Below are 20475 nucleotides of genomic sequence, written 5' to 3' on the forward strand. Positions count from 1 at the left end.
TCCGCCCCCCTATCTAATGAAGGCCCGTTTCTTCGGTTGGATCCAGCCATATCCGGTTAAAATCGATCCAGCCGAGGGAGTTGAACCGCACGCCTTTCACAGCCGGGTGAATATAGGTCGTCAGCTTCTTGTGCAAGAGAAATAGAATATGCGCTTCTTCACGCAGACGCTGTTCAATTCCGGCAAGGACGCGGCTGCGCTCATCCTCATTCGGCTCGGATAAAGCCAAGTCGATTTGCTCGCTGACCCATGTCTTCATTCCTTGTTCCATATAAGCGGGTATGAAGCCGTTCGGCTGCTCATAGGTCTCGATGACGTCCGCTTCCCCATCCCCTAGCCCTACCCCGTACAGCAGACAACTCTCGTCCGCGGTCGCTCCCGGACGCCTGATCGATTGCCAGGTTTCGAGCCGGATATGAACCGGGAGACCCGCTTCCGCGCATCTCGCGCGTATCCACTCCGCATCCTTCTCATGAATACTGTACGTCACCAACGTGATCGGCTCCCCGGCATAACCCGCTTCCTTTAAGTAGCCTTCTGCCAACGCCGGGTCGTGCGCGTCGGCCGCTTGCTCGTCGATCCGCGGGACGCTGAACCCTGAGGCCGGAACGCCGCGTGGCACAGCGGCTAGCCGAAGCATGCCTTCGCGATCCAGCAGATGATCAACGGCTCTGCGGAACGCGGGATGCCGATGAGGACCTCTTGTACGCATATTCCACGCAAGCACCGTGCAGCCCATCCACAGCTTCTCCTTGCGCACCCACCCCGTCTCCGGCGGCTTCTCCACAAGCTCGTGGTCCATGAGCAGCTGTCCCCAATTGCGCGACCTGGCCGTAATCGGCAGATCATCCGGAAGCAGGATGAGCTCGACCAGATCCAGGTGCGGACGGCCTTCGAAGTATTCCGCGTGCGCTTCCAGCACGATCCGGTCGTCGCTCCAGACGGCGAGACGGAATGGCCCCGATCCGACTGGCATCCGCCAGAAATCCGGGTTCGACGAGATCAGCTCCCTCGGCACGATCGACATACTAGTCGAGCATAACAAGCGCGGCAGCATGAAATTCGACTTGCGCAGCCGGAACCGGACGATCCATGGCCCAACCTGCTCCACCCGGACTAAGCTGCGAAACAGCCAATTGTCTTGCCTTAACGCTCGCTGCCGCTCGATGGAGAACGCTACGTCATCCGAAGTCAGCTCGCGGCCGTGATGGAACCGAACGCCTTTACGCAGGAAGAACGTCCACGTCTTCCCGTCCTCATCGGCTTTCCAAGCATGCGCGATGCCCGGGACGATTCTGCCTGTCTCGATGTCGTAGCGGACAAGACGATCGAATACCTGACGAATCAGATGCGAATCGAAGACATAGAACGCATCGGCAGGATCGAGCGTGATGACCGACCGGTAGATGGGAAGCCGTAAGACATCTGTGCCTGCCGCTCCCCCGCCTTCCTGCCGGAAACCGAAGCGGCCGCTTAGCCATTCCATGAATCTGCGATTCGCTCCGGTATGGCGGCCGTTGTGCTCCAGCAGCTCGATCGCCGACTTATAGGCGCCAGCGGAAGCTAGTTTGACCGCCAGATCGAATACGTAACTCTCCAGCTCCATATGGAAGACGATCCGGGAACGATGCCCGCGTCCCAGCCCTGCCTGCCAGCGGATCAGCCCCTCGTCCTCCATTCTCCGGATGATGAGCTTGACGTTGCGCCTTGAGCAGCACCATAGACTCGCCAGATCGTCCAGCGTTATCTCGTGCTCCTCGCTCGAACCATGGTGATCGGTGCACCACTCGAACAATCGTATATACCGTTCTTCCTGAACCATATGCGCTCCCCCTGCTGCCATTGTCCGTATCATTAGCGCGCCGCGCTTTCTTTCATCAGTATACCGCGGACAACAAAAGGGGAAAACCGATTTTTCGCGTGGTGCGCCCTGCTCCTTTTAGACAAGCATCTTGATTGACTTCTGTACCGTACAATCGTCGTACACCTAAAAAAATGGGAAGAAACCCGTTGCATCCTAAAAAAATGACCCCATACAACTGAAGAATGTACAAGAAAATCCGAAATTTCAGACCTAGCACCTATCGCTTCATTGCTTTACAGTAGAAGCCAGAACTGGAATGATACATTTCGGATCATCCAGATCAACGAAATGAATCGAGGTGGTCGCCCCAAACGTACGCAAGCCCTATTCTCGAATAAAGGATGCGTCGCCGATGGAATTTTGCTGGAACTTGAACGGAGAAGCTTACCCCGACATTCTGGAGCAAACGAAGACCGCGGATGCGAACCAGTTCGACGCCGCGCTAATCGTCAGCCTGCAGCAGGCGATGGACCCCTGGATTCTGGCGACCCAGCTGGCAGCCTCAACGAACCGGCTGCGGTTCCTCGTCGCCCAGAACACGAATTCGGCGCAGCCCGCGCATACGGCGAAGGCGGTCAACACGCTCAATTCGATTGCCGGTAACCGCATCGATCTGAATATTGTCACGGGAAGCTCGCACTTTGAACTGCACAAGGAGGGAATTGTTGACCATCATCGCGACCGGTACCGGCGCACGGAGGAGTTCGTCCGCATACTCGGCCAAGCCGGCGAGGATTCGATTACGCACGAAGGCGAGTTCTATCGTCTTCGCCAATACCGCGTAAAGCCGCAAGCTCCGCCACCTCGGTTGTTCGTCGCCGGCAGCTCGCCGGAGGCGCTTGCGATCGCGGCTCGGCACGCGGATTTCAGCGTCGTCTACGCGGCCGACTTCGAATCGACGGGCCGCGCCTTCGCCAGCGCCAAGCGACAAGCGGCACAGCTCGGACGCCGAATTCGATGCGGCCTATTGATTGACGTCATTGCCAGACCGACGACTGAAGCCGCCTGGCAGGCTGCCGAGGCGCTTGGCGCAAGCTTCGGCCGCTCGGACAAGAAAATGAAAAGCCTGTTGTTGAAATCGATTGATTCCGTGGGCATCGCCGAACACCGAAGACTGCTCGCTTATCCGGATCATCGGGTAGACCGCCATCTGTGGTCGGGTATCGCGCAAGTCAGTACCGCACACGCCCTCTCTATCGTCGGCAGTTATCGCGACGTGATGGATACGATACAACGATACCACGAGCTGGGCGCCGATTATTTCCTGTTGTCGGGCATGGCCGGCGATCGGGAAATCGAACGCATCGGCCAGTACGTCCTGCCCGCGCTCAAGACATCCGATCAGGAGGTAGCGCCTTGACCCAAGAGGTGACATTCGCCAGACCGGAGCTGTACACGTCCGGTCGACACGTGCTCGATTGCACGGAATATTTGATCTGCTCTTCCATCCAATCGTCCGGGCTGCCATTCCATTGGCTATTCTCCGACAGCTGGGGATTCCATTACCGCTCTCTTCGCGACATTAGCGCGCTGGCGCCTAGCGAATCGCCCCCCTTCTGGACGAACCTGGAGAGACTCTACGGGATGCGCCGCATCGAGCATGAAGGCCGCACGCTCGAAGCGTTGGCCGAGGAAGTCGTGATTGGACGAGGTTCGACGATCGTGCTGACCGGCGATATTTGGCATATCCCGTGGTCGACGATCTGCTATCGGGAGACGCATAACAACCACGATATTCTGATTACCGGCTATAATCCGTCCTTGCGCGAGCTGTTCGTCGTCGATTTCGTGCCCGAGCATGCCGGCTGGGTCGCCTTCGACGTCATCGACGCCTTCTTCTCCGGCGGGATCCATCTCAATGGCCGCACTTATGCTTTCGAGATCACCGCCCCGTCGCTGCGCGCTGAGGAAGAGACGTTGATCCGGCAGCTCGGGATGGCGCGGACCAAGATGGACGCCGCCGTCTCGGGACTTGAGCGCATGTACGCCGATCTCGCCCTCGAGCAGGATTGCACGGGCCTGATCGAAGCCTGGTGGGATCCGATGAGACCGATCGTGGCCTACCGCGAGAGCTTCTTGGAATTCGTCCTATTCATGCAGCACCGCGCTCTCCCCGGCGCGTTGGTGCTTGCGCAAGCCGGCACGGCGGATACGCTCGCGAATCTGGCGAGCAAGTGGTTCTCGCTGCGCAACAATTTGAAGAAGCTGCAGATGAAAGGCGCCGTCAGTCCGCAGCACATCCTGTCAAGATTGGCGCAAATAATCCAGCTTGAGAAGCAAGCGCTCGCCGATCTGACGGAACTGCTCGGCCACCTGTCCGCCAAAGAGGCGACGCCATGACGACGATGAATGCCTACGCTGTTCGGCTTGTACCGTATTTCAACGCCAAAGGCGTCTCCTGGCCGGAGCAGAACATCTGGGGCTGCATGGAGCATACGAATACGAGTCTCCCCGGCCTGCATCTGCCCAATAATGAGACGATTCAGTGCCAGGGCATCCCGTTCTCATTCCCAAGAACGGATACGACGGAGGATGACCATATCAGCTGCGAAGGCCAGACGCTGCACGTCGGCGTCGAACGGCCGTACCGCCAGTTGGCGCTGCTCGGCGTATCGACCTGGGGCGATTACGAGGATGGGATAACGTTCGCTTATGCCGCTGGCGAGCGGACATTCCGGCAGACGCGCAAGCTTGGATTATCCGATCTGTGCAGACTGTGGGACTATCAGCAGCTGAGTTATGGCGAGCGGGTCGGCCTTCGCTTCCCTTTCTATTGGCAGGGCACCCGGGCGATACAGTTCCCTGTCGGCATCTGGCTGCAGACGCTGGAGCTGGATGCGCAAGCCGCCCTCCAAACCATCGAACTGCCGGATAATCCGTACATGTATATCTTCGCCATGACGCTGATCTAACCAAAGGAGGCGTACGGACGTATTCGGAGCATCCGCTAGAGGCATCTTCCGCCTAGGGCAGACCGCATGGCAGCGTGACGATGATCGTCCCCCTCCCGCTACTAATCAATTCGTGAGGAGCTGACCGCGATGAATGAAACCATGCTTGATACGATCGAAACCATTAAGCGCGTGCTCGCCGAAGTGCGCAGAAATCCTGAACTTGCCGCCGCGATGACGCCTGACACCGATATTATCAACGATATCGGACTCGACTCGCTGCAGATGATCACTTTTATTCTCAGCCTTGAGGACGCCTTCTCGCTGGAGATCGACTTCGAGGAGTTCGACTTCGACCATCTCGCCTCGATCCGCCGACTCGGCGATTACATCGCTGCCAGGATGGCGGTGGAGCATGTCTAACGCGGCGTCCGCGACGATTGCCGCCGGCACGTTCGATGCGGAGCGCTTCTGGCGCGATCCGAACGCAAGCCAACTTCCGTTCGTACCGGATAAGGAGCGCGCCTTCATCGCCGGCGCCATGGATGAGCTGCTCTTCCCGTTCTGCGGCGAAGGCGGCACGCTCTTGACGCGCTTTGGCATGCATAACGCACAGCACGATTATTTGCGCAAGCTCGGATTTCGTTTCGATGCCAATCATGCTCCGCTTGCTTCTTATGCTCATCACGAGGACTCGCCGCCTTCTGTCTTCGAGCTGGCATTAGCCGAGGAGGCTCGCGAGGTCATCGAGCGGATGCTTCCCCCCGGATCCAAGTTAAACGCGTATGCGGTCGCTCCCCAGCTGGACCGGTTCGTCGAGCGTTATGGACTCGATGCGGAGCTGCCGAACAACGATGTCGTTCGCAAGGTGAACTCGAAGATTTATTCGAATCATCTGTACGAGACGCTGGGACTTCGTCCCCCGGGAACCGTCGCGGACAGCGCGGAGCAGCTTGCGCGAATCGGCGAGCGAATGCTGAGCGAAGGGCCTTTCCTCATCAAAGATCCTTACGGCGTATCCGGCAAAGGCAATATGCTCGTTACCTCCGCCCCGCTGCTTCGGCGCATTGTCAAACACGTCGACGGTCAGGAACGGAGCGGACGCGCCACCTGCTTCCTGATGGAACCGTTCCTGCAGAAGGAGACGGACTTCTCCTGCCAGTTCACGGTCGGCGCGGACGGCGATTGGACGCTCGTCTCGGTGCAGATCATGCACAATAACGGGCTCGCCTATCTCGGTTCCGTCACGGCAGATCGTGATTTCATGGATCGCCTGGAAGCGCTCGGCTACTTCGAGGCGATGAAGCGAGTCGGATCGCAGCTCGCCAGGGAGGGCTATTACGGCAGCGTTTGTGTCGATTCCATGCTGCTGGCCGGCGGCCAACTCGTCCCGATCGTCGAAGTGAACGCCAGGCAATCGATGGGACTCATTAACGCCGGGCTCGACCGGCATTTGGCTAAGCGGAGTCTGCAAGGCGCGCTCACGTATTTATCCGTCGGATATGAACATGAGCTGGACTACGCCGCTTGGCTGGAGGAGCTGGAGCGCGCGGAGCTGTTGTTCGTGCCGGAACGCGAATACGGGGTGATTCCGTTGTCCGCCAATGCGTTCTGCTTCGCTTCGCGAATCGGCGCCCCGTCTGCAGCGGTAACAGCGGGCAAGTTGTTCAAAGGCCGCTGCTATGCGTCCATCGTGGCGAGCGATCCAGACGAACGTTCAAGGCTGATGGCACGATTCCGCGACCATCTGCAAGCGCGGCGATTCACGATCTACAATTGACCTGCATGGGAGGCGTCACTTGTGGCAAATACGATTACTTTGCTCTGCTCGGGCGTCGCGCTGGGCGTCTACATTCCGGCGGTCAAGCTCAATTACCAGCTGCGGCAGCGCGGTCTGAACACCGAAATCGACGTGCTGGAGCGTTACATCGAGGCAGAGAAACAAAGCAAGATCGGTTCGACCAAGCGCGAGTTCCACAACAGCTTCAAGTTCGCGCTGAAGGGACAGAAGCTTGCGCTCGCGACTGATTTCCGCAGCAGCCTGGACGAAGACGCCGTACGCGCGCTGCTTGCGAGATGGCATGCCGACGAGCGCCGCGCGTTCATGGTTTTCTCTGGCTTCTGGCTGCCGATTGTCGAACAATACAAGGCCGAGTACGGGCTTGCGGACGCGCGCGTCGATATCATCCACATTGATTCCGACTACTCGCCTTCCTTCCAGAATTATTTGGACTTGTGCCAGCGGAACAACAATATCTGGCTGATGCATGCCGCGAGCGGGCGATTGCTAAGCCGGATCCATGTCACCGACGACGAGCCCGTCCCCTTCGCCAAACGGCGCCGCGCCTGCCTCATTCATGGAGGCGGCTGGGGAATGGGCACGTATCAAAGCAAGATTCCCGAGCTGCGCGACGCCGGCATTATGCTAGACATCATGGCGTATTATCCCGAAGAAGCGGAGAACGGCCGCGAAGGCGAACGATTCTTCCTGGTTGATCCCGACTGGTCGCCCTGGCTAACCGATGAGCGCGGCGACTATACGTTCCCGCCGTTCGCGGAGATCGAACCCGGCCGGCAGCCGCGTTTCTTGAATAATCCGAGCTATCCATTGCTCTTCGATGTCACAAGGCAGGACATCGCCGTCATTAGCAAGCCGGGCGGCTCGACGCTCGTCGATTCGCTGGCGGCCGCCACGCCGATCGTGTTCCTCGAACCGTTCGGCCCGCATGAACAGAAGAACGCCGATCTTTGGATCCGGCACGGCTTCGGCATCGCCTACGACGATTGGCGCCGATCCGGCTTTTCCACTGCCATATTCGAGGAGTTGCATGCGAACTTAACCCGGGAACGGAACAAATTGCACGATTTGGGGAGGAATTATCATGCAGCCGAAAACAGAAGTACGGTTTGACCGCGAGTCGTTCGATCGGATCAAACGCACGGTCAAGAATATGTCGGTCGCCAGCCGCCAGAGGGAGATGAACCGAACGTTCGCAACCACGATTCCCGAGGAGATCGGCATCAAACTGAACAATGGCTGCAACCTGCGCTGCAAGCATTGCTTCGAATGGAACGCCGACGGCTTCCACCACGACATGGACCGCGCCGAGAAGAAGCGCGAAGTGGACATCGAGCTGGTCGAGAAAATTCTGATCGAGACGCGCCCCGTCAAGTCCAAAGTGTTCCTCTGGGGCGGCGAGCCGCTCTATTACAGCAAATTCGATCAGGTGTGCGATCTGCTCGAACAGGACCCGCGCTGGACGACGTGCTGCACGAACGCGATTCAGACGGAAGAGAAGATGGATTCGATTCTGAAGATCTCCGAGAATTTGGCCATGCTGCTCAGCTTGGAAGGGTTCGAGCAGGAGAACGACGCTATACGCGGCCGCGGCACGTTCCGGAAGGTCATGCACGCGACGCATCTTCTGCTCGATTTGCAGCGCAAAGGCATTTATAAAGGCAAAGTGTCCATCCACCTGACGATCAGCGACGCGATGGTGCCGAAGCTGTACGATTTCCTCGCCTTCTTCGAAGAGATCGGCGTCGATTCCGTCTACTTCACGTTCCCGTGGTACTTGCCGGACGACGTGTCGGATCGGATGGATACGTACGTGCACGAGAATTTCCAGTGGCTGTCCAACCGCATCAGCAGTCACAAAGCAAGCTGGCATTCGTTCAAGTACAACATCTCCCCTTCCATGATCGATCCGCTCATCGAGGAGATGAACCGCATCAACGCCCGCGCGTGGAAAATCCGCCCGCGCTACCAGCCGGCGCTCGAGACGCACGAGGTGCGCGACTTCGTGCTCGGGAAGGAAAAGCCGGCGCAAAACCGCACGCAGTGTCTGGCCATCTCCACGCGGATGGACGTCATGCCAAGCGGCGAGGTCAGCACGTGCAAGCTGTTCCCGGAGTTCGCCGTCGGGAATCTGTCGGAGAACAGTATCCAGGACGTGTGGCATAACGAAGGCTTCCAAGACGTTCGCGAGAAACTCAGCTGCGGGTTGATGCCTGTCTGCTCCAAGTGCGTGCTGCTGTATTTGAACGGCCGATAATCGAAGAAGGAGCCGCATCCGTCACGATGACTATTACCCCACTAACGATCGGACTGCTGGGATGCTCGCATATCGCGCCGGTATCGATCCTGCAGCCCGTCCAAGAAATCGATCATATGCAAGTGGCGGCCGTCGCGGGCCGGGATGAATCCCGAGCCCGCGCATATGCCGCCAAACACGGCATTCCCAACGCGTACGGCAGCTATGAAGAACTGCTGCGCGATCCGGCAATCGACATCGTCTACATCGCATTGGCCAACCACGCGCACCGGGATTGGGCGGTCCGTGCCGCCGAAGCGGGCAAGCATCTGCTAATCGAGAAGCCAATCTGCCTCACGGAAGCCGAACTCAAGGATATCCACCTTGCCTGTCGGGACAATCGCGTCCACTGTCACGAGGCGATCATGGTCCAGCATCACCCTTGGCAAAGCCGCGTGAGAGAAATCATCGAATCCGGCGCTTATGGCCGTCTGTTGGCGCTCAAGACGCGCATCTCCCATCCGATGCGCCATGCCGACAACTACCGCTTCTATCCTGAGCTGGGCGGCGGCGTGTTCCGCGACGAAGGGCCGTATTGGCTGCAGTTCGTTCAAGCCGTTGCCGGCCTTGCGCCCGTCTCGTTCGTGGGACGATCGGATTTCGGAGGGCCGCATGGCAGCGATTGGCGATTCGAAGCTTCCCTCTCGCTGCCGAGCGGCGTGCGCGCCTCGCTTCATGCTTCGTTCGACGAAGCGTATCAAGCGACGCATTGGATCGAGCTCGAGCAAGCCAAGATTCGCGTGAAGGATTTCTTCCGCGCCCGGCTCGGCCGCTTCAAGATCACGCTCGATATTCTGGACGATGCCGACAATCGCATAGACAAGATCGAGTTCGAGCCGCAGAACTATTACGTCAATCAATTAATGTTCTTCTCCGACGTCATCGCCGGATTACGTCCGGGCATTCCCGACGAGCAAGTCCAAGCACGCACCCGCCTCATCGAGGCGATCTACCAATCCGCTGCCCTCAAGGAGGCTTTATGATTGCCATCCAGGTCGATCAACTTTCGAAATCTTACGCCTACTACACCAAAGAAGCCGGATTGAAACATTCGCTTCGCAATCTGTTCCGCCGCGAACGGCTCGAGAAGGAAGCAGTCAAAGGCATCTCCTTCGCGATCGAAGAAGGCGAGATGGTCGGCTTCCTCGGTCCGAATGGAGCGGGCAAAACAACTACGCTGAAAATGCTCGCCGGCATTCTGCACCCCAGCTCCGGTTCGGCCACCGTGCTCGGCCATGTGCCATGGGAACGCAGCAAACGGCTGAAGATGCAGTTCTCCATCGTGATGGGGCAGAAGAACCAGCTGTGGTGGGATCTGCCAGCGAACGAATCCTTCCTGCTCAACCGCTACATGTACGAGATCGAGGAACACGCCTACCGCCGCACGCTCGACGAATTGACCGAACTGCTTGACGTGAAGGAGCTGCTGGGCGTACAGGTGCGCAAGCTGTCGCTCGGCGAACGAATGAAGATGGAGCTGATCGCGGCGCTGCTGCATCGGCCGAAGGTCGTATTTCTCGATGAGCCGACGATCGGACTCGACTTCATGTCGCAGAAGAAGATTCGCGATTTCCTGAAATATTACAACCAGGAGACGAACTTGACCGTCATCTTGACGAGCCATTACATGAACGATATCGAAGATTTGTGCAAGCGCTCGATCATCATCAATAACGGCCGCCTCGTCTATGACGGCGAGCTGCGCAGCGTGAACGAGATCGTCAGCGAGAAGAAGCTGCTCAAGCTGAAATTCCATCAGTCCGTCGCGCGCGAGCAGCTCGCCCGATTCGGCACTGTCAAGGAATACGAAGGCGTCCAGGGGACAATCGAAGTCGATCGCGAGCAATTGAAGACGAACACGGCCAAAATATTGGAGCAGCTGCCGGTGCTTGATCTGAATATCGAGGATATTCCGATCGAAGAAGGTATTGCGCGCTTGTATCGCAAAGGCGGGACCGAACATGAACGCGTGGGTTAAATATGCGAAGTCCTTCCAGATGGGGTTCCAGAATTCGCTCGAATACCGCCTTGACTTCATGCTCAGTCTCGTCAGCGCCGTCTTCCCGGTCGTCATTCAATACTTCCTGTGGACGGCGATCTACGAAAGCTCCGCTGAAGGTGTCGTCTATGGCTATACGTACAACCAGATGATTACGTACACGATTCTGGCCGCCGTCGTCACCAAGCTGATCGGCACAGGCTTCGAGTACGATGTGCTGGACGATATCAAGAACGGCGGCTTGAACAAATTTATCGTGAAGCCGATCGGCTACTTCTTCTACCGGGCGGCCTGCTTCTTCGGAAGCAAGCTGATGTTCTTCCTCATCTCCGGCGCGCTGATCGCCGTTGCGCTGACCGTCCTTCGGTTCAACATCGGGCTCGCCATCGGAGTGTCGAACGTGCTTTTATTCATGCTTGCTATCGTGTTCGCGCTTGCGCTCAACTTTCTGATCTTCTTCTGCATCGGCACCGTATCGTTCTGGCTGACGGACGTCTATCACCTGTTCGAAGCCGCACGCATCGTCGTCATCGTTGTAAGCGGAGGCATCTTCCCGACGGATATTCTGGGACCTGCGGTCGGCCGGGCGCTCGATTGGCTGCCCTTCGTCTATACGATTAATTTCCCCGTCGACGTGATGAACGGCAAACTCGGCTTCGAGGGCATCGTACAGGGAATCGCGCTGCAGCTCGTCTGGATCTTGATCCTGACGGTGATCGCGAATCTGCTGTGGCGGCGTGGCATGAAGTCGTATTCGGCGGTGGGAGGATGAGTATGAAGCAGTCGGAATGGCAGCGCGAGCTGCGCAAGCACGCGAAGATCTACGGACTTTTCATCAAGAACGGCCTCATCGCGCAGCTGGAATTTCGCGCCAACTTCGTAACCGGCATCCTCGTGGAATGCGGCTATTTGCTCGCGAAATTGCTCTATGTGCTCGTTGTCTACCGGACGGGCGTGACGATCAACGGCTTGAAGCCGGACTCGATCCTCATGTTCGTCGGCACCTATACGATGATGACCGGGCTGTTCGTCGGCTTGTTCATGACCAATTTCATGAATCTGTCCCAGCATGTCCGAACCGGATCGCTGGATTTTCTCATGACGAAGCCGGTGTCCTTGCAGTTCATCACGACGCTTCGCCATGTCGACATCGGCATGCCGCTGCCCAATCTGCTGGGCGGCGCCGTCATGGTCGGCATCGGCTGGCACCGAATGGGCATTCCGCTTGACATCGGCAGCTTGGCCAGCTTCGCCGGCTATATCGTCGGCGCGGTTGTATTGACATACTCGGTCTTCCTGCTCCCCGAGCTGCTAGCCTTCAAGTTCGTCAGCACGCGGGCGTTGACGGAGATCTCCCATGCGCTTTGGGACTTCAACAACATGCCGATGGGTATCTATCATACGTGGGTGAGACGGATTGGCGTGTTCGTCCTGCCGATCTTCCTGATTACGAACTTCTCCCCGCTCTTCGTGCTCGGTCAGCTGAGCCCTGGCTATATCGCGTGGGGCATCGCGGCGCCGATTCTATTCCTGGCGCTCAATCGCTATCTGTGGACGCGGGCCGTGAAGCAGTATGCAAGTGCGAGCAGTTAGCCGATATGTGGTACGAAGACGATCCAATCGCGAGTTGGACCGTCTTTTTGCCATTCCTGAGAATCGCATCCCCACCACCACGCTGAGCGCACAAAAAAACATGGCCTCTTGACGAAGCCATGCGTGTCGTTGGATCGTTCCGTGCCTAGCGGAGACTAACGAATGGGATAGGCTGATGGGAGGAACACAGCGAGAGCAGCCTCCAACTCCTCTTCCAATTCGGCATTCGCTTCCATACGTCCGCTGAGCTGCTGCAGCGCCCGATCCTCCTTCTTCGCGGCGCGGACGCCATAATGCTTGATCAGCAGTTTCTGTACGATATCCCATTCTGCTGTCAGCCGCTGACTGGTCGAATGAACCCGCTCCAGCTCGTGGCGGATGTCAGACTCGGGATCGCCCCCCAGGAGCAAAGCAGCTGTCTCGCTTAAGTAATGTCGCGCGTAATAGATCGTATCCAATCGCTGGAACAAAGGGCTGGCCCAGAAATCGAAGACGCCCTCGAACTCTTCCGCCAGGCTTCCCGCCTCCCGGATCGCAACGGCAATCTCATGGATGGCTTCGGCATTGCGGCTCTCCGAATATTTCGCGGCAATACGGCCCATCAGCTCGACGGGCTCCGGCACGCTCGGTTCATGCCGTTCCACGGTAATCAACCCGCCCCGATTCCCGTTCATGAAATGATCGAGCGGCAGACGTTCCGCCTTAACGCTGAAGGTCGGATCGATGCAGACAAGCGATACGCCGCCACCCGTCTCCGCTTCCAGACCGACCACGAGACAGATATGCTCGCTGTGTACTTGCTGATAAGCGGCCTTATTGCCCCATGGGTTCCAATAGGCGTCGAATTCGATGGCGACGGGCCGGCCGGCCTCCAGCTCCGACCGCAGCGCCGGATATGCGTCTGCCGCGTCAGCACAACGGAGCTGACGCAGCTCCATGCCCGCATAGCGGTACAACAAATCAAGCGACGTATATTTGTCGGTCCGGACAGACGCGCCAATCAAGCGCCCCGGCGCCGGTTCGTACCGGACGTTCAGCGACTCCGCGAAGACGAACGCGTGCTCCCGTTCCCAGTACGCCGCAACCGAAATGATCAAATCTTGAAAGCAAGTCGTGCTAATTCCTCTGATCGGAACGATCGGCATCATCATCATCATCTCTCCCCGCCTTTATTTGATTTGTTCCGTAAGCGTGTGCTCCCTCCCCCCTATTCCCAACGCTAATCATGCCCGAACTTCTGACTCGGCCAAATTTGTTAATTCGTGTCATTATTGCAAACTAATTATAGAACTCGCCCCTTCATCAAAGATAGAGGTTGTTTTTGTAGAACGTTGTCACGGTTCAGCGATATAGCGCCGAGCTCCGGCTATCTCCCCCACATCAGGGCAGCATGTCAAACACCCCCGTTTCATGATCGAAACGAGGGCTTGTCGCATCTATCTTATTGTTTCAGCTCGCGCAGTACATCCTGCAAAAATACCCATGACCGATCGACGGACGAAATCGACAGATGCTCTTGCGGCGTGTGGATTTCGTACAGATTCGGACCATACGAAACCGCATCGAGATTCGGCATCTTCTCGATCAGCACGCCGCATTCAAGTCCGGCATGGATTGCCTTGATCTCCAGCGGACGGCCGAACCGATGCTCGTAAGCCGCCTCGAAGACGGGGCGCAGCTTCGAATCCGCACGGTATGGCCAGCCCGGGAAATAGTCGTCCTGACGGAATTGGCATCCTGCCGTCTCGGCCAGCGTCGCCATCATTCTCAGCACGTCGTCGACCTGCGAACGAAGCGAGCTTCGCGCCAAGCTTTGCATAACGACGGTCTCTTCCGTGGTCGTCACGACGCCGAGGTTGGTCGACGTACGAACAAGGTTCGGAATCTCCTTATCCATGCTCAGCACGCCGCTCGGTATGAGCGACAGCAGCCGGATGACGGCAGCCTTCGTCTCGTCCGCGAACACGCGGATGGCGGACTGGCTGTCCGACGATCCTTCGAAGCCCTGCGCAAGCGTGACCGTTACGCCGCTATCGCTCGCTCGGAACTCGTCCTGCAAAATCTTGTTGAGCTCGGCGATGCGCGCTTCCGCTTTGCGTCTTGCTTCCGTATCGAAATAGACATGCGCTTCCGCTTCGCGCGGGATCGCGTTCACCTTCGCTCCGCCGTTCACGCCCGCGAGCGCGAAATCCGCGTGCCGGCGCAAGTCGTCCAGCACCCGTCCGAGCAGCTTGTTCGCATTGCCCCGCTCGTGAATGATATGGTCGCCGGAGTGGCCGCCCATCAGCCCGTGCACGCCGATCGTGAACGGTTCGCCAACTGCCGCGCCGGCCTCCCGCCATGCGACGGATACCGTATGATACGTGTTGACGCCACCGGCGCTGCTGACGAATAGGACGCCTTCGCGATCGGAGTCGAAGTTGATCATCATCCGGCCTTTCAGCGGCGATGCATCCAGATGAAAGGCGCCGCCCATGCTCGTCTCTTCTTCCGTCGTCAGCAGAATCTCCAGTTCCGGATGCGCCATGTCCGGCGTGTCAATGATCGCCATCGCCGTCGCGACCGCAATGCCGTTATCTCCGCCGAGCGTCGTTCCCTGCGCGTAGAGAAGATCGCCTTCCAGACGGAAGCGGATCGGATCGCGGGTGAAATCGTGCACCGTGCCTTTATTCTTCTCGCAGACCATATCCAAATGGCCTTGGAAAATAACCGGATCGGCTGATTCATAACCCGGCGCGGCAGGCTTGCGAATAATGAGATTGTAGCGGTCGTCCTGCAGCACCTCGCAATTCCGGGCGCGCGCGAAATCCGCGACGAAATCGCTGATCGCCTTCTCGTTGCCGGAGCCGCGCGGAATCGCCGATAATCTTTCGAAATGTCGCAGGACGAGGCTGTCCCCTGTATATACTGGTTGTTCGCTCATCGGTATAACCTCCTGGAAATGCATGAATGTGGTTGGAACAGTTAACAATCCGGGCGCAGCAGCAGCGCGCATGTCAAAGAAGACCGATCCCTAATGATCGATCTTCTGTTCGGATACGAGCTGAGCCAGCGTCTGGCCGCGCAGATGCGCTTCCATCTTGGCTTCCGCCTCGAGCACGACCCGCTGAACAAGGCATTCGGGCCCATGATCCAGGCTGCAATCGAACAAGGAAGCCGTTCCTTCGATCGCATGGATAATATCCAGGAACGAGATCTGCTCCCAATTGCGCCGCAGGCGATAGCCGCCGTTCGCGCCGGAAGCCGATTCGATCATGCCGGCTTTCACAAGCTTCGTCAAGATCTTGGACAGGTAGGTCGGGGAGACAGCCTGCCGCTCTGCCAGCTGCTGCACGCCGACGGGTTTATTCGGCGCGGCGGCCGCAAGGAAGAGCATGGTATGAAGCGCATAATTCGTCGCCTTCGAATATTTCATGGCGTGCATGTCACCTCGGGTAGAAAGACGTTGTCCATCGATCATAGCTTGGGTCGCCGGACACCGTCAAGCCAAGAGGCGGACAGTCGCTCGTTCCTTGTGACCTATGGCGCGGTCAATTCCAGCTCGGGCAGCACGATGTAATACGCGCTGATCAGGAACACGACGACGAACAGCACGTTTACGACGAGCGATTCGACGCGCGGATTGAACGCGTCCATTACTTTGCCTACCGCGGGAATCGCCCGCCCGGTTACCGCCCCCACGAGCATGAGGACGAAATAGACGACGTACACCGCCAATCCGCATATTAGCGATTGTCCGATTTCCAGCCAAGGAATCGCCATTCTCTCCACCTCCATCTGCCGTGCCGGCCGATATGGGCAATCCTTCCTAGTGTTGCCCGTCTTACCGACGTCCAACCTGATACGAGAGTGGCAAATAACGTGACTTCATCGGACTTTATCCTTTCAAAGAAACCAATTGAGGATGAGCATGATTAGTCCGAATACCGACGCGCCGCGCTTAACGCCTGCATTGAGCTTCGGCCGTAGCAGCAGGCTAACGACGAAACCAAGCGGGAGCGAAACCGAATTGATTGTGAACGAGAAGACGCCCAGCAGCCGCAATCGTTATGGAGGCAGCCCCCTTTATAAACGCACATGCTTCGTCGCGATGTTCGCACAGAATTCGCGGTCATGTTCGACGAACAGAATGGTCGGCTCGTGCTCGAGCAGCAGCTCTTCGATCTGCATCCGGGAGATGACGTCGATGAAGTTGAGCGGTTCATCCCATATGTGAAGGTGAGCAGGCTCGCACAAGCTTTTCGCCAGGAGCACCTTCTTCTTCTGTCCGCCGCTGAAGGAGGCGATGTCCTTCTCGAATTGGACGCGGGCGAAGTCGAGCTTGCGCAGGATCGCTTTGAACAAGCTCTCGTCGATCCCATGCTGACGGGCAAAGTCCTTCAGGTCGCCGTGCAGATGCGAAGTGTCCTGCGACACGTACGAGATTTTGAGCTGGCTTCCGACGCGGAAGGTGCCCGTATACGAAATCGGTTCGCCGCAGATCAGCTTGATCAGGCTCGACTTGCCGGAGCCGTTCTTGCCGGAGAGCGCGATGCGGTCGCCTTTCTCGATCGTGAAGCTGATGTCCTGGCATACCGTCCGGCCGCCGTAATCGATTGAGACGCGATCAAGCTCGACGAGCTGCTGCTTGTGGTAAGGCAGCTGCGCGATTTTCAGACTGTCCCCTTGCTCGATGTTCTTCAGCAATCTGGACTTCTCATCGATCGCCGTCTGCTGCCGCTGCTCAATCGATTTGGAGCGTTTCATCATCTTGGCGGCTTTGTGGCCGACGTAGCCCTTATCGATCTTGGAGCCCGAATTGCGCGTGCCGTTCTTCGACTTCTCCACTTCATCCGACCATCTGCTCGTGCGCTGCGCCGCTTCCGACAACCGCTTGATATCCTTCTTCAGCTTGTCGTTCTCGGCCAGCTCATAGTTGTCCTGCCGCTCCTTGTTCGCCCACCAGTCCGAGAAATTGCCGCGCTGGATGTCGATGTTCGTCCGGTTGATGGAGAGGATATGGTCCACGCAATTATCCAGGAAAGAGCGGTCGTGCGAGACGAGAATGTAGCCGCTCTTGGCGCGGAGATATTCACTGACGAGCTGGCGCGCTTCCATATCCAGATGGTTGGTCGGCTCGTCGATGAGCAGGAACCGGTTCTCCTTCAGGAATAATGCCGCCAGCAGCACCTTCGTCTGTTCCCCGTTGGACAACGATTCGAAAGGTCGGTACAGCACGTCTTCCTCCACGTTCAGCAGCGACAGTTCGCGCATAAGTTCCCAGTGCTGATAGTCCGGATAGATATCGCCGACCACGTCGATCGTGTTCTGCTCGGTGTCTGCGACCGGGAACGGGAAATATTCAAAACCAACGTTCGCGGAGATCGTGCCGTCATATTCGTATTTACCCAGCAGCAGGTTCAAAAACGTCGTCTTCCCTCTGCCGTTCCGGCCGGTAAAACCAAGTTTCCAATCAGTATCGATTTGAAAGCTGACGTTCTCGAATATTGAATCATAACTGCCTTCGTGCGCGAAGGACAGATTTCGTACATTAATCAAGGACATGCGTAATCCCCCCTAGAAAAATAAAAGAGCCGCAAGAAGGTTACGCTTCTCGCAGCTCAAATAGTTTCGGCAAGGTGAAACGGCTGGCGCAACTCAATAGAAGTCGCAACGCGTTTCAGTCCGGAGTCCAACCCGCGCAAAGACGGGTCATGGATGAGGATTACCGATGATTGAGCGGAACGAATGCGTAACTTTCTTGCCAATAACCGATAAAACATCGCGAACAGGCAAACGCCCGTTCTTGGCGGCGAGGCTTGTATCGCTCGAAGGAATACAACATGATGCATAAGCGCAACGCTTATTCATGCCTGCATTCTTAGCGAACAACGCAATCGCGCCGCTCTGCCGTGTCTTATCTCCTGTTATCGGTCGCAAGAAAGATTACTTCTTCATGTTCCGCTTCAACCCCAATCCTAAAAGTATCCATATCTTATCACAGCCTGTCGTCCGATTTCAACCCGCTACCGATCCCTTTTTTTGGAATCCATACACGGAAATCGGACTCGGCGCTTCTCTTCCGTTAGATTGTCGGCATGACGTTGCCGCCTGATACCGGAATATATGCACCTGTAATAAAACTTGCCAGATCGGAGGCGAGGAAAGCGACTGTATTGGCAATCTCTTGATCAGTCCCGCGCCGCTTCAATGGGACGGTGCTCTCATAGCTTTCGCTGCGTTCCGTACCCTTATCGCGGTCCCGGTCGCTGATCGTCCAGCCCGGCGCGACCTGGTTCACCGTAATGCCGTGCTCGCCGATCTCGCGCGCAAGCACCCGATAGACGCCGTCCATGCCGCGCTTGCCCGCCACGTACGCGGATTGATTCGCGAAATTCTGCATGGCGCACTCCGTATTAATGCCGATGAAGCGGCCGCCTTGTCCACGTTCAATCATGCCCGGCACGAAAGCTTTGGCCAAATATACACTCTGCATGACGCATGAATCGAACTGCCCTTGGTAATCCGCAGCCGGCTGCTCCAGCACGGACGTCCAGGAATACTGAATGACGGCGTTCGCGACGACGATATCGACGGAACCGAGCTGCTCCGCCGCCGTCTTCATCGATTCGATCGATGCTTGGTCCGTAATGTCCGCCTGTACGGTCAGCGCTCGGCGTCCCATGGCGCTAATCTCGTTCTTCAGTTCTTCCGCCTTTGCGGCGTTACTGTTGTAGTGAATGACGACATCCGCGCCGCAAGACGCGAGCGTGCGGACCATAACGCGACCGAGGTCGCCGCTTGCTCCTGTCACTAACGCGATTTTGCCGGTCAAATTCAATTCCATGCAGCTTCCCCTCTCCACTTCATACTAACTTACGGTTACCAGACTTGTAGAACAGCGGTCATCGCCGCCGCCACGATGAGACCGGGCAGCAGATTCGCGATCTTGATGCGCGTGATGCCGAGCAGATTCAGGCCGATACCGAGAATCATGATGCCGCCGGCCGCCGTCAGCTCCGTAATCATGGCGTCCATGATCGCATCTGGCACGAAACGCGTAATCTGCGTGGCGAACAAGGCGATTGCACCTTGATATAGCAGAATCGGGATGGCCGAGAACAGAACGCCGATGCCGAGCGTGGACGTCAGCACAATGGCGATGAACCCGTCCATGATCGATTTGGCGTACAGAATGTCATGATTCCCCTTCATCCCGCTGTCCAGCGCGCCGAGAATCGCCATCGCGCCGACGACGAACACGAGGCTGGAGGTGATGAAGCCTTGCGCGATCGCCCCCGGCTCCTGCGAACCGATCCGCTTCTCCAGCCATGTGCCGGCATTCGTGAACTTATCCTCAAGCTTGACGGCTTCTCCAATCAATGCCCCGATGACCAAACTAAGCAGCGCGATAAGAAAATTATCCGTCTTCAAGCCCATCTGCACGCCGAGCACGAGCAGCGCCAAGCCGATCGCGTTCATGACCGTGTTCTTCATGCTCTCCGGAATGCCCCGCAGCATGCGTCCCAACAGCGTGCCGACGATGATCGCCGCTCCGTTAACCAATGTACCTAACAATACCACTGTCTTCACCTGTCATTCCTATCTAGTTGGTTGCCTACTCAATTATAGGAGGAACAGGTGCATAAATAAATCCTCTTCATCAGCTACAGGCTTAATGGCTTCAAAATCCGAATTGCGATGCCGTGACTTCGATCGTCCTTACGTCCGGAACACCGGATCGTGATACGTTTCCCTTTCGCTCCTGGCGAGATCGGAAGTACGACGACGACTGGCGAACGAATTGCCAGCCGCTCGATCGTGATCTTCGTCCGTGCGCCCTCCCGCTTCTCATCCAAGATGACAAGGACAGCCGTAACCAATCCGGCATTCGCCATAGCCTTCACTGCGCGGCCCGCCTGCTCGCACGTGAGCGTAACGTCGTCTTGTTTCAGACGGCCTGCTTGCGTTGTCCGTCTAATCGACACTTGGATCGCGCTGTTATTCGAAGCATTAACCGCTCGAATATACCCCTAGACCGTTTCGGTCACGAGT

At 57.3% G+C, this 20475-nt stretch carries 20 protein-coding genes; 11 read left to right on the top strand and 9 right to left on the bottom strand.

From position 1 onward, the window contains the following. Nucleotides 1–13: 13 nt before the first annotated feature. Nucleotides 14–1822, bottom strand: coding sequence for an ABC transporter substrate-binding protein (locus ACFFSY_RS19750; protein ID WP_377497213.1), 1809 nt, complete (start codon nucleotides 1820–1822; stop codon nucleotides 14–16). A gap of 394 nt (nucleotides 1823–2216) precedes the next feature. Between ACFFSY_RS19750 and ACFFSY_RS19755 the strand changes: the two genes are divergently transcribed. The 11 genes from ACFFSY_RS19755 to ACFFSY_RS19805 all read left to right on the top strand — a co-directional run bounded on the left by ACFFSY_RS19755 (nucleotide 2217) and on the right by ACFFSY_RS19805 (nucleotide 12441). Further along, on the top strand, nucleotides 2217–3224 hold the full coding sequence (locus ACFFSY_RS19755; protein ID WP_377497215.1) for an LLM class flavin-dependent oxidoreductase: 1008 nt from the start codon (nucleotides 2217–2219) through the stop codon (nucleotides 3222–3224). Further along, on the top strand, nucleotides 3221–4204 hold the full coding sequence (locus ACFFSY_RS19760) for a cysteine peptidase family C39 domain-containing protein (protein WP_377497217.1): 984 nt from the start codon (nucleotides 3221–3223) through the stop codon (nucleotides 4202–4204). Before ACFFSY_RS19755 ends, ACFFSY_RS19760 begins: the two co-directional genes overlap by 4 nt. Further along, a complete protein-coding gene (locus ACFFSY_RS19765) occupies nucleotides 4201–4776 on the top strand; it encodes a beta-sandwich domain-containing protein (RefSeq protein ID WP_377497219.1) in 576 nt (191 codons plus the stop codon). Before ACFFSY_RS19760 ends, ACFFSY_RS19765 begins: the two co-directional genes overlap by 4 nt. A 129-nt stretch (nucleotides 4777–4905) precedes the next feature. Next, entirely contained in the window at nucleotides 4906–5178 is a 273-nt protein-coding gene (locus ACFFSY_RS19770; protein ID WP_377497221.1) for an acyl carrier protein, read from the top strand. Beyond that, complete coding sequence (locus ACFFSY_RS19775; RefSeq protein ID WP_377497223.1) at nucleotides 5171–6535, top strand: ATP-grasp domain-containing protein; 1365 nt, start codon at nucleotides 5171–5173, stop codon at nucleotides 6533–6535. The genes ACFFSY_RS19770 and ACFFSY_RS19775 overlap by 8 nt, the downstream gene beginning before the upstream one ends. 21 nt (nucleotides 6536–6556) lie before the next feature. Next, nucleotides 6557–7666 carry a hypothetical protein gene (locus ACFFSY_RS19780; RefSeq protein WP_377497225.1) on the top strand — a complete coding sequence of 370 codons (1110 nt, stop codon included), beginning with the start codon at nucleotides 6557–6559 and terminating at the stop codon, nucleotides 7664–7666. Further along, nucleotides 7638–8810: a radical SAM protein gene (locus ACFFSY_RS19785; protein ID WP_377497227.1), complete on the top strand. Its 1173-nt coding sequence runs from the start codon at nucleotides 7638–7640 to the stop codon at nucleotides 8808–8810. The genes ACFFSY_RS19780 and ACFFSY_RS19785 overlap by 29 nt, the downstream gene beginning before the upstream one ends. Nucleotides 8811–8836: 26 nt before the next feature. Further along, nucleotides 8837–9832, top strand: a complete 996-nt coding sequence (locus tag ACFFSY_RS19790) for a Gfo/Idh/MocA family protein (RefSeq protein WP_377497230.1) — start codon at nucleotides 8837–8839, stop codon at nucleotides 9830–9832. Further along, complete coding sequence (locus tag ACFFSY_RS19795; RefSeq protein WP_377497231.1) at nucleotides 9829–10827, top strand: ABC transporter ATP-binding protein; 999 nt, start codon at nucleotides 9829–9831, stop codon at nucleotides 10825–10827. Before ACFFSY_RS19790 ends, ACFFSY_RS19795 begins: the two co-directional genes overlap by 4 nt. Continuing rightward, a complete protein-coding gene (locus ACFFSY_RS19800; RefSeq protein WP_377497233.1) occupies nucleotides 10811–11620 on the top strand; it encodes an ABC transporter permease in 810 nt (269 codons plus the stop codon). The genes ACFFSY_RS19795 and ACFFSY_RS19800 overlap by 17 nt, the downstream gene beginning before the upstream one ends. Nucleotides 11621–11622: 2 nt before the next feature. Further along, a complete protein-coding gene (locus ACFFSY_RS19805; protein ID WP_377497235.1) occupies nucleotides 11623–12441 on the top strand; it encodes an ABC transporter permease in 819 nt (272 codons plus the stop codon). Nucleotides 12442–12596: 155 nt separating this feature from the next. Here ACFFSY_RS19805 and ACFFSY_RS19810 read toward each other — a convergent pair whose 3' ends face one another. From ACFFSY_RS19810 to ACFFSY_RS19845, 8 genes are all read right to left on the bottom strand, one after another. Next, nucleotides 12597–13598: a cysteine peptidase family C39 domain-containing protein gene (locus ACFFSY_RS19810; protein WP_377497237.1), complete on the bottom strand. Its 1002-nt coding sequence runs from the start codon at nucleotides 13596–13598 to the stop codon at nucleotides 12597–12599. Nucleotides 13599–13882: 284 nt separating this feature from the next. After that, nucleotides 13883–15364 (bottom strand): aminoacyl-histidine dipeptidase, encoded by a 1482-nt coding sequence (locus ACFFSY_RS19815; protein WP_377497239.1) that lies wholly within the window; start codon nucleotides 15362–15364, stop codon nucleotides 13883–13885. Between the two features lie 90 nt (nucleotides 15365–15454). Next, nucleotides 15455–15856, bottom strand: a complete 402-nt coding sequence (locus ACFFSY_RS19820; protein ID WP_377497240.1) for an Rrf2 family transcriptional regulator — start codon at nucleotides 15854–15856, stop codon at nucleotides 15455–15457. A 104-nt stretch (nucleotides 15857–15960) separates the two neighbouring features. Further along, nucleotides 15961–16203 (bottom strand): hypothetical protein, encoded by a 243-nt coding sequence (locus ACFFSY_RS19825; protein WP_377497242.1) that lies wholly within the window; start codon nucleotides 16201–16203, stop codon nucleotides 15961–15963. Nucleotides 16204–16506: 303 nt separating this feature from the next. After that, nucleotides 16507–17985 (bottom strand): Lsa family ABC-F type ribosomal protection protein, encoded by a 1479-nt coding sequence (locus ACFFSY_RS19830; protein ID WP_377497244.1) that lies wholly within the window; start codon nucleotides 17983–17985, stop codon nucleotides 16507–16509. Between the two features lie 520 nt (nucleotides 17986–18505). Then, nucleotides 18506–19267, bottom strand: coding sequence for an SDR family NAD(P)-dependent oxidoreductase (locus ACFFSY_RS19835; RefSeq protein ID WP_377497246.1), 762 nt, complete (start codon nucleotides 19265–19267; stop codon nucleotides 18506–18508). Nucleotides 19268–19302: 35 nt separating this feature from the next. After that, nucleotides 19303–20004 carry a DUF554 domain-containing protein gene (locus ACFFSY_RS19840; RefSeq protein ID WP_377497846.1) on the bottom strand — a complete coding sequence of 234 codons (702 nt, stop codon included), beginning with the start codon at nucleotides 20002–20004 and terminating at the stop codon, nucleotides 19303–19305. Nucleotides 20005–20087: 83 nt separating this feature from the next. After that, on the bottom strand, nucleotides 20088–20408 hold the full coding sequence (locus tag ACFFSY_RS19845) for a hypothetical protein (RefSeq protein ID WP_377497247.1): 321 nt from the start codon (nucleotides 20406–20408) through the stop codon (nucleotides 20088–20090). Nucleotides 20409–20475 lie beyond the last annotated feature (67 nt).

Origin of the sequence: Paenibacillus aurantiacus (genome assembly GCF_042431225.1) — a bacterium.
Taxonomy (GTDB): domain Bacteria; phylum Bacillota; class Bacilli; order Paenibacillales; family Paenibacillaceae; genus Paenibacillus_Z; species Paenibacillus_Z aurantiacus.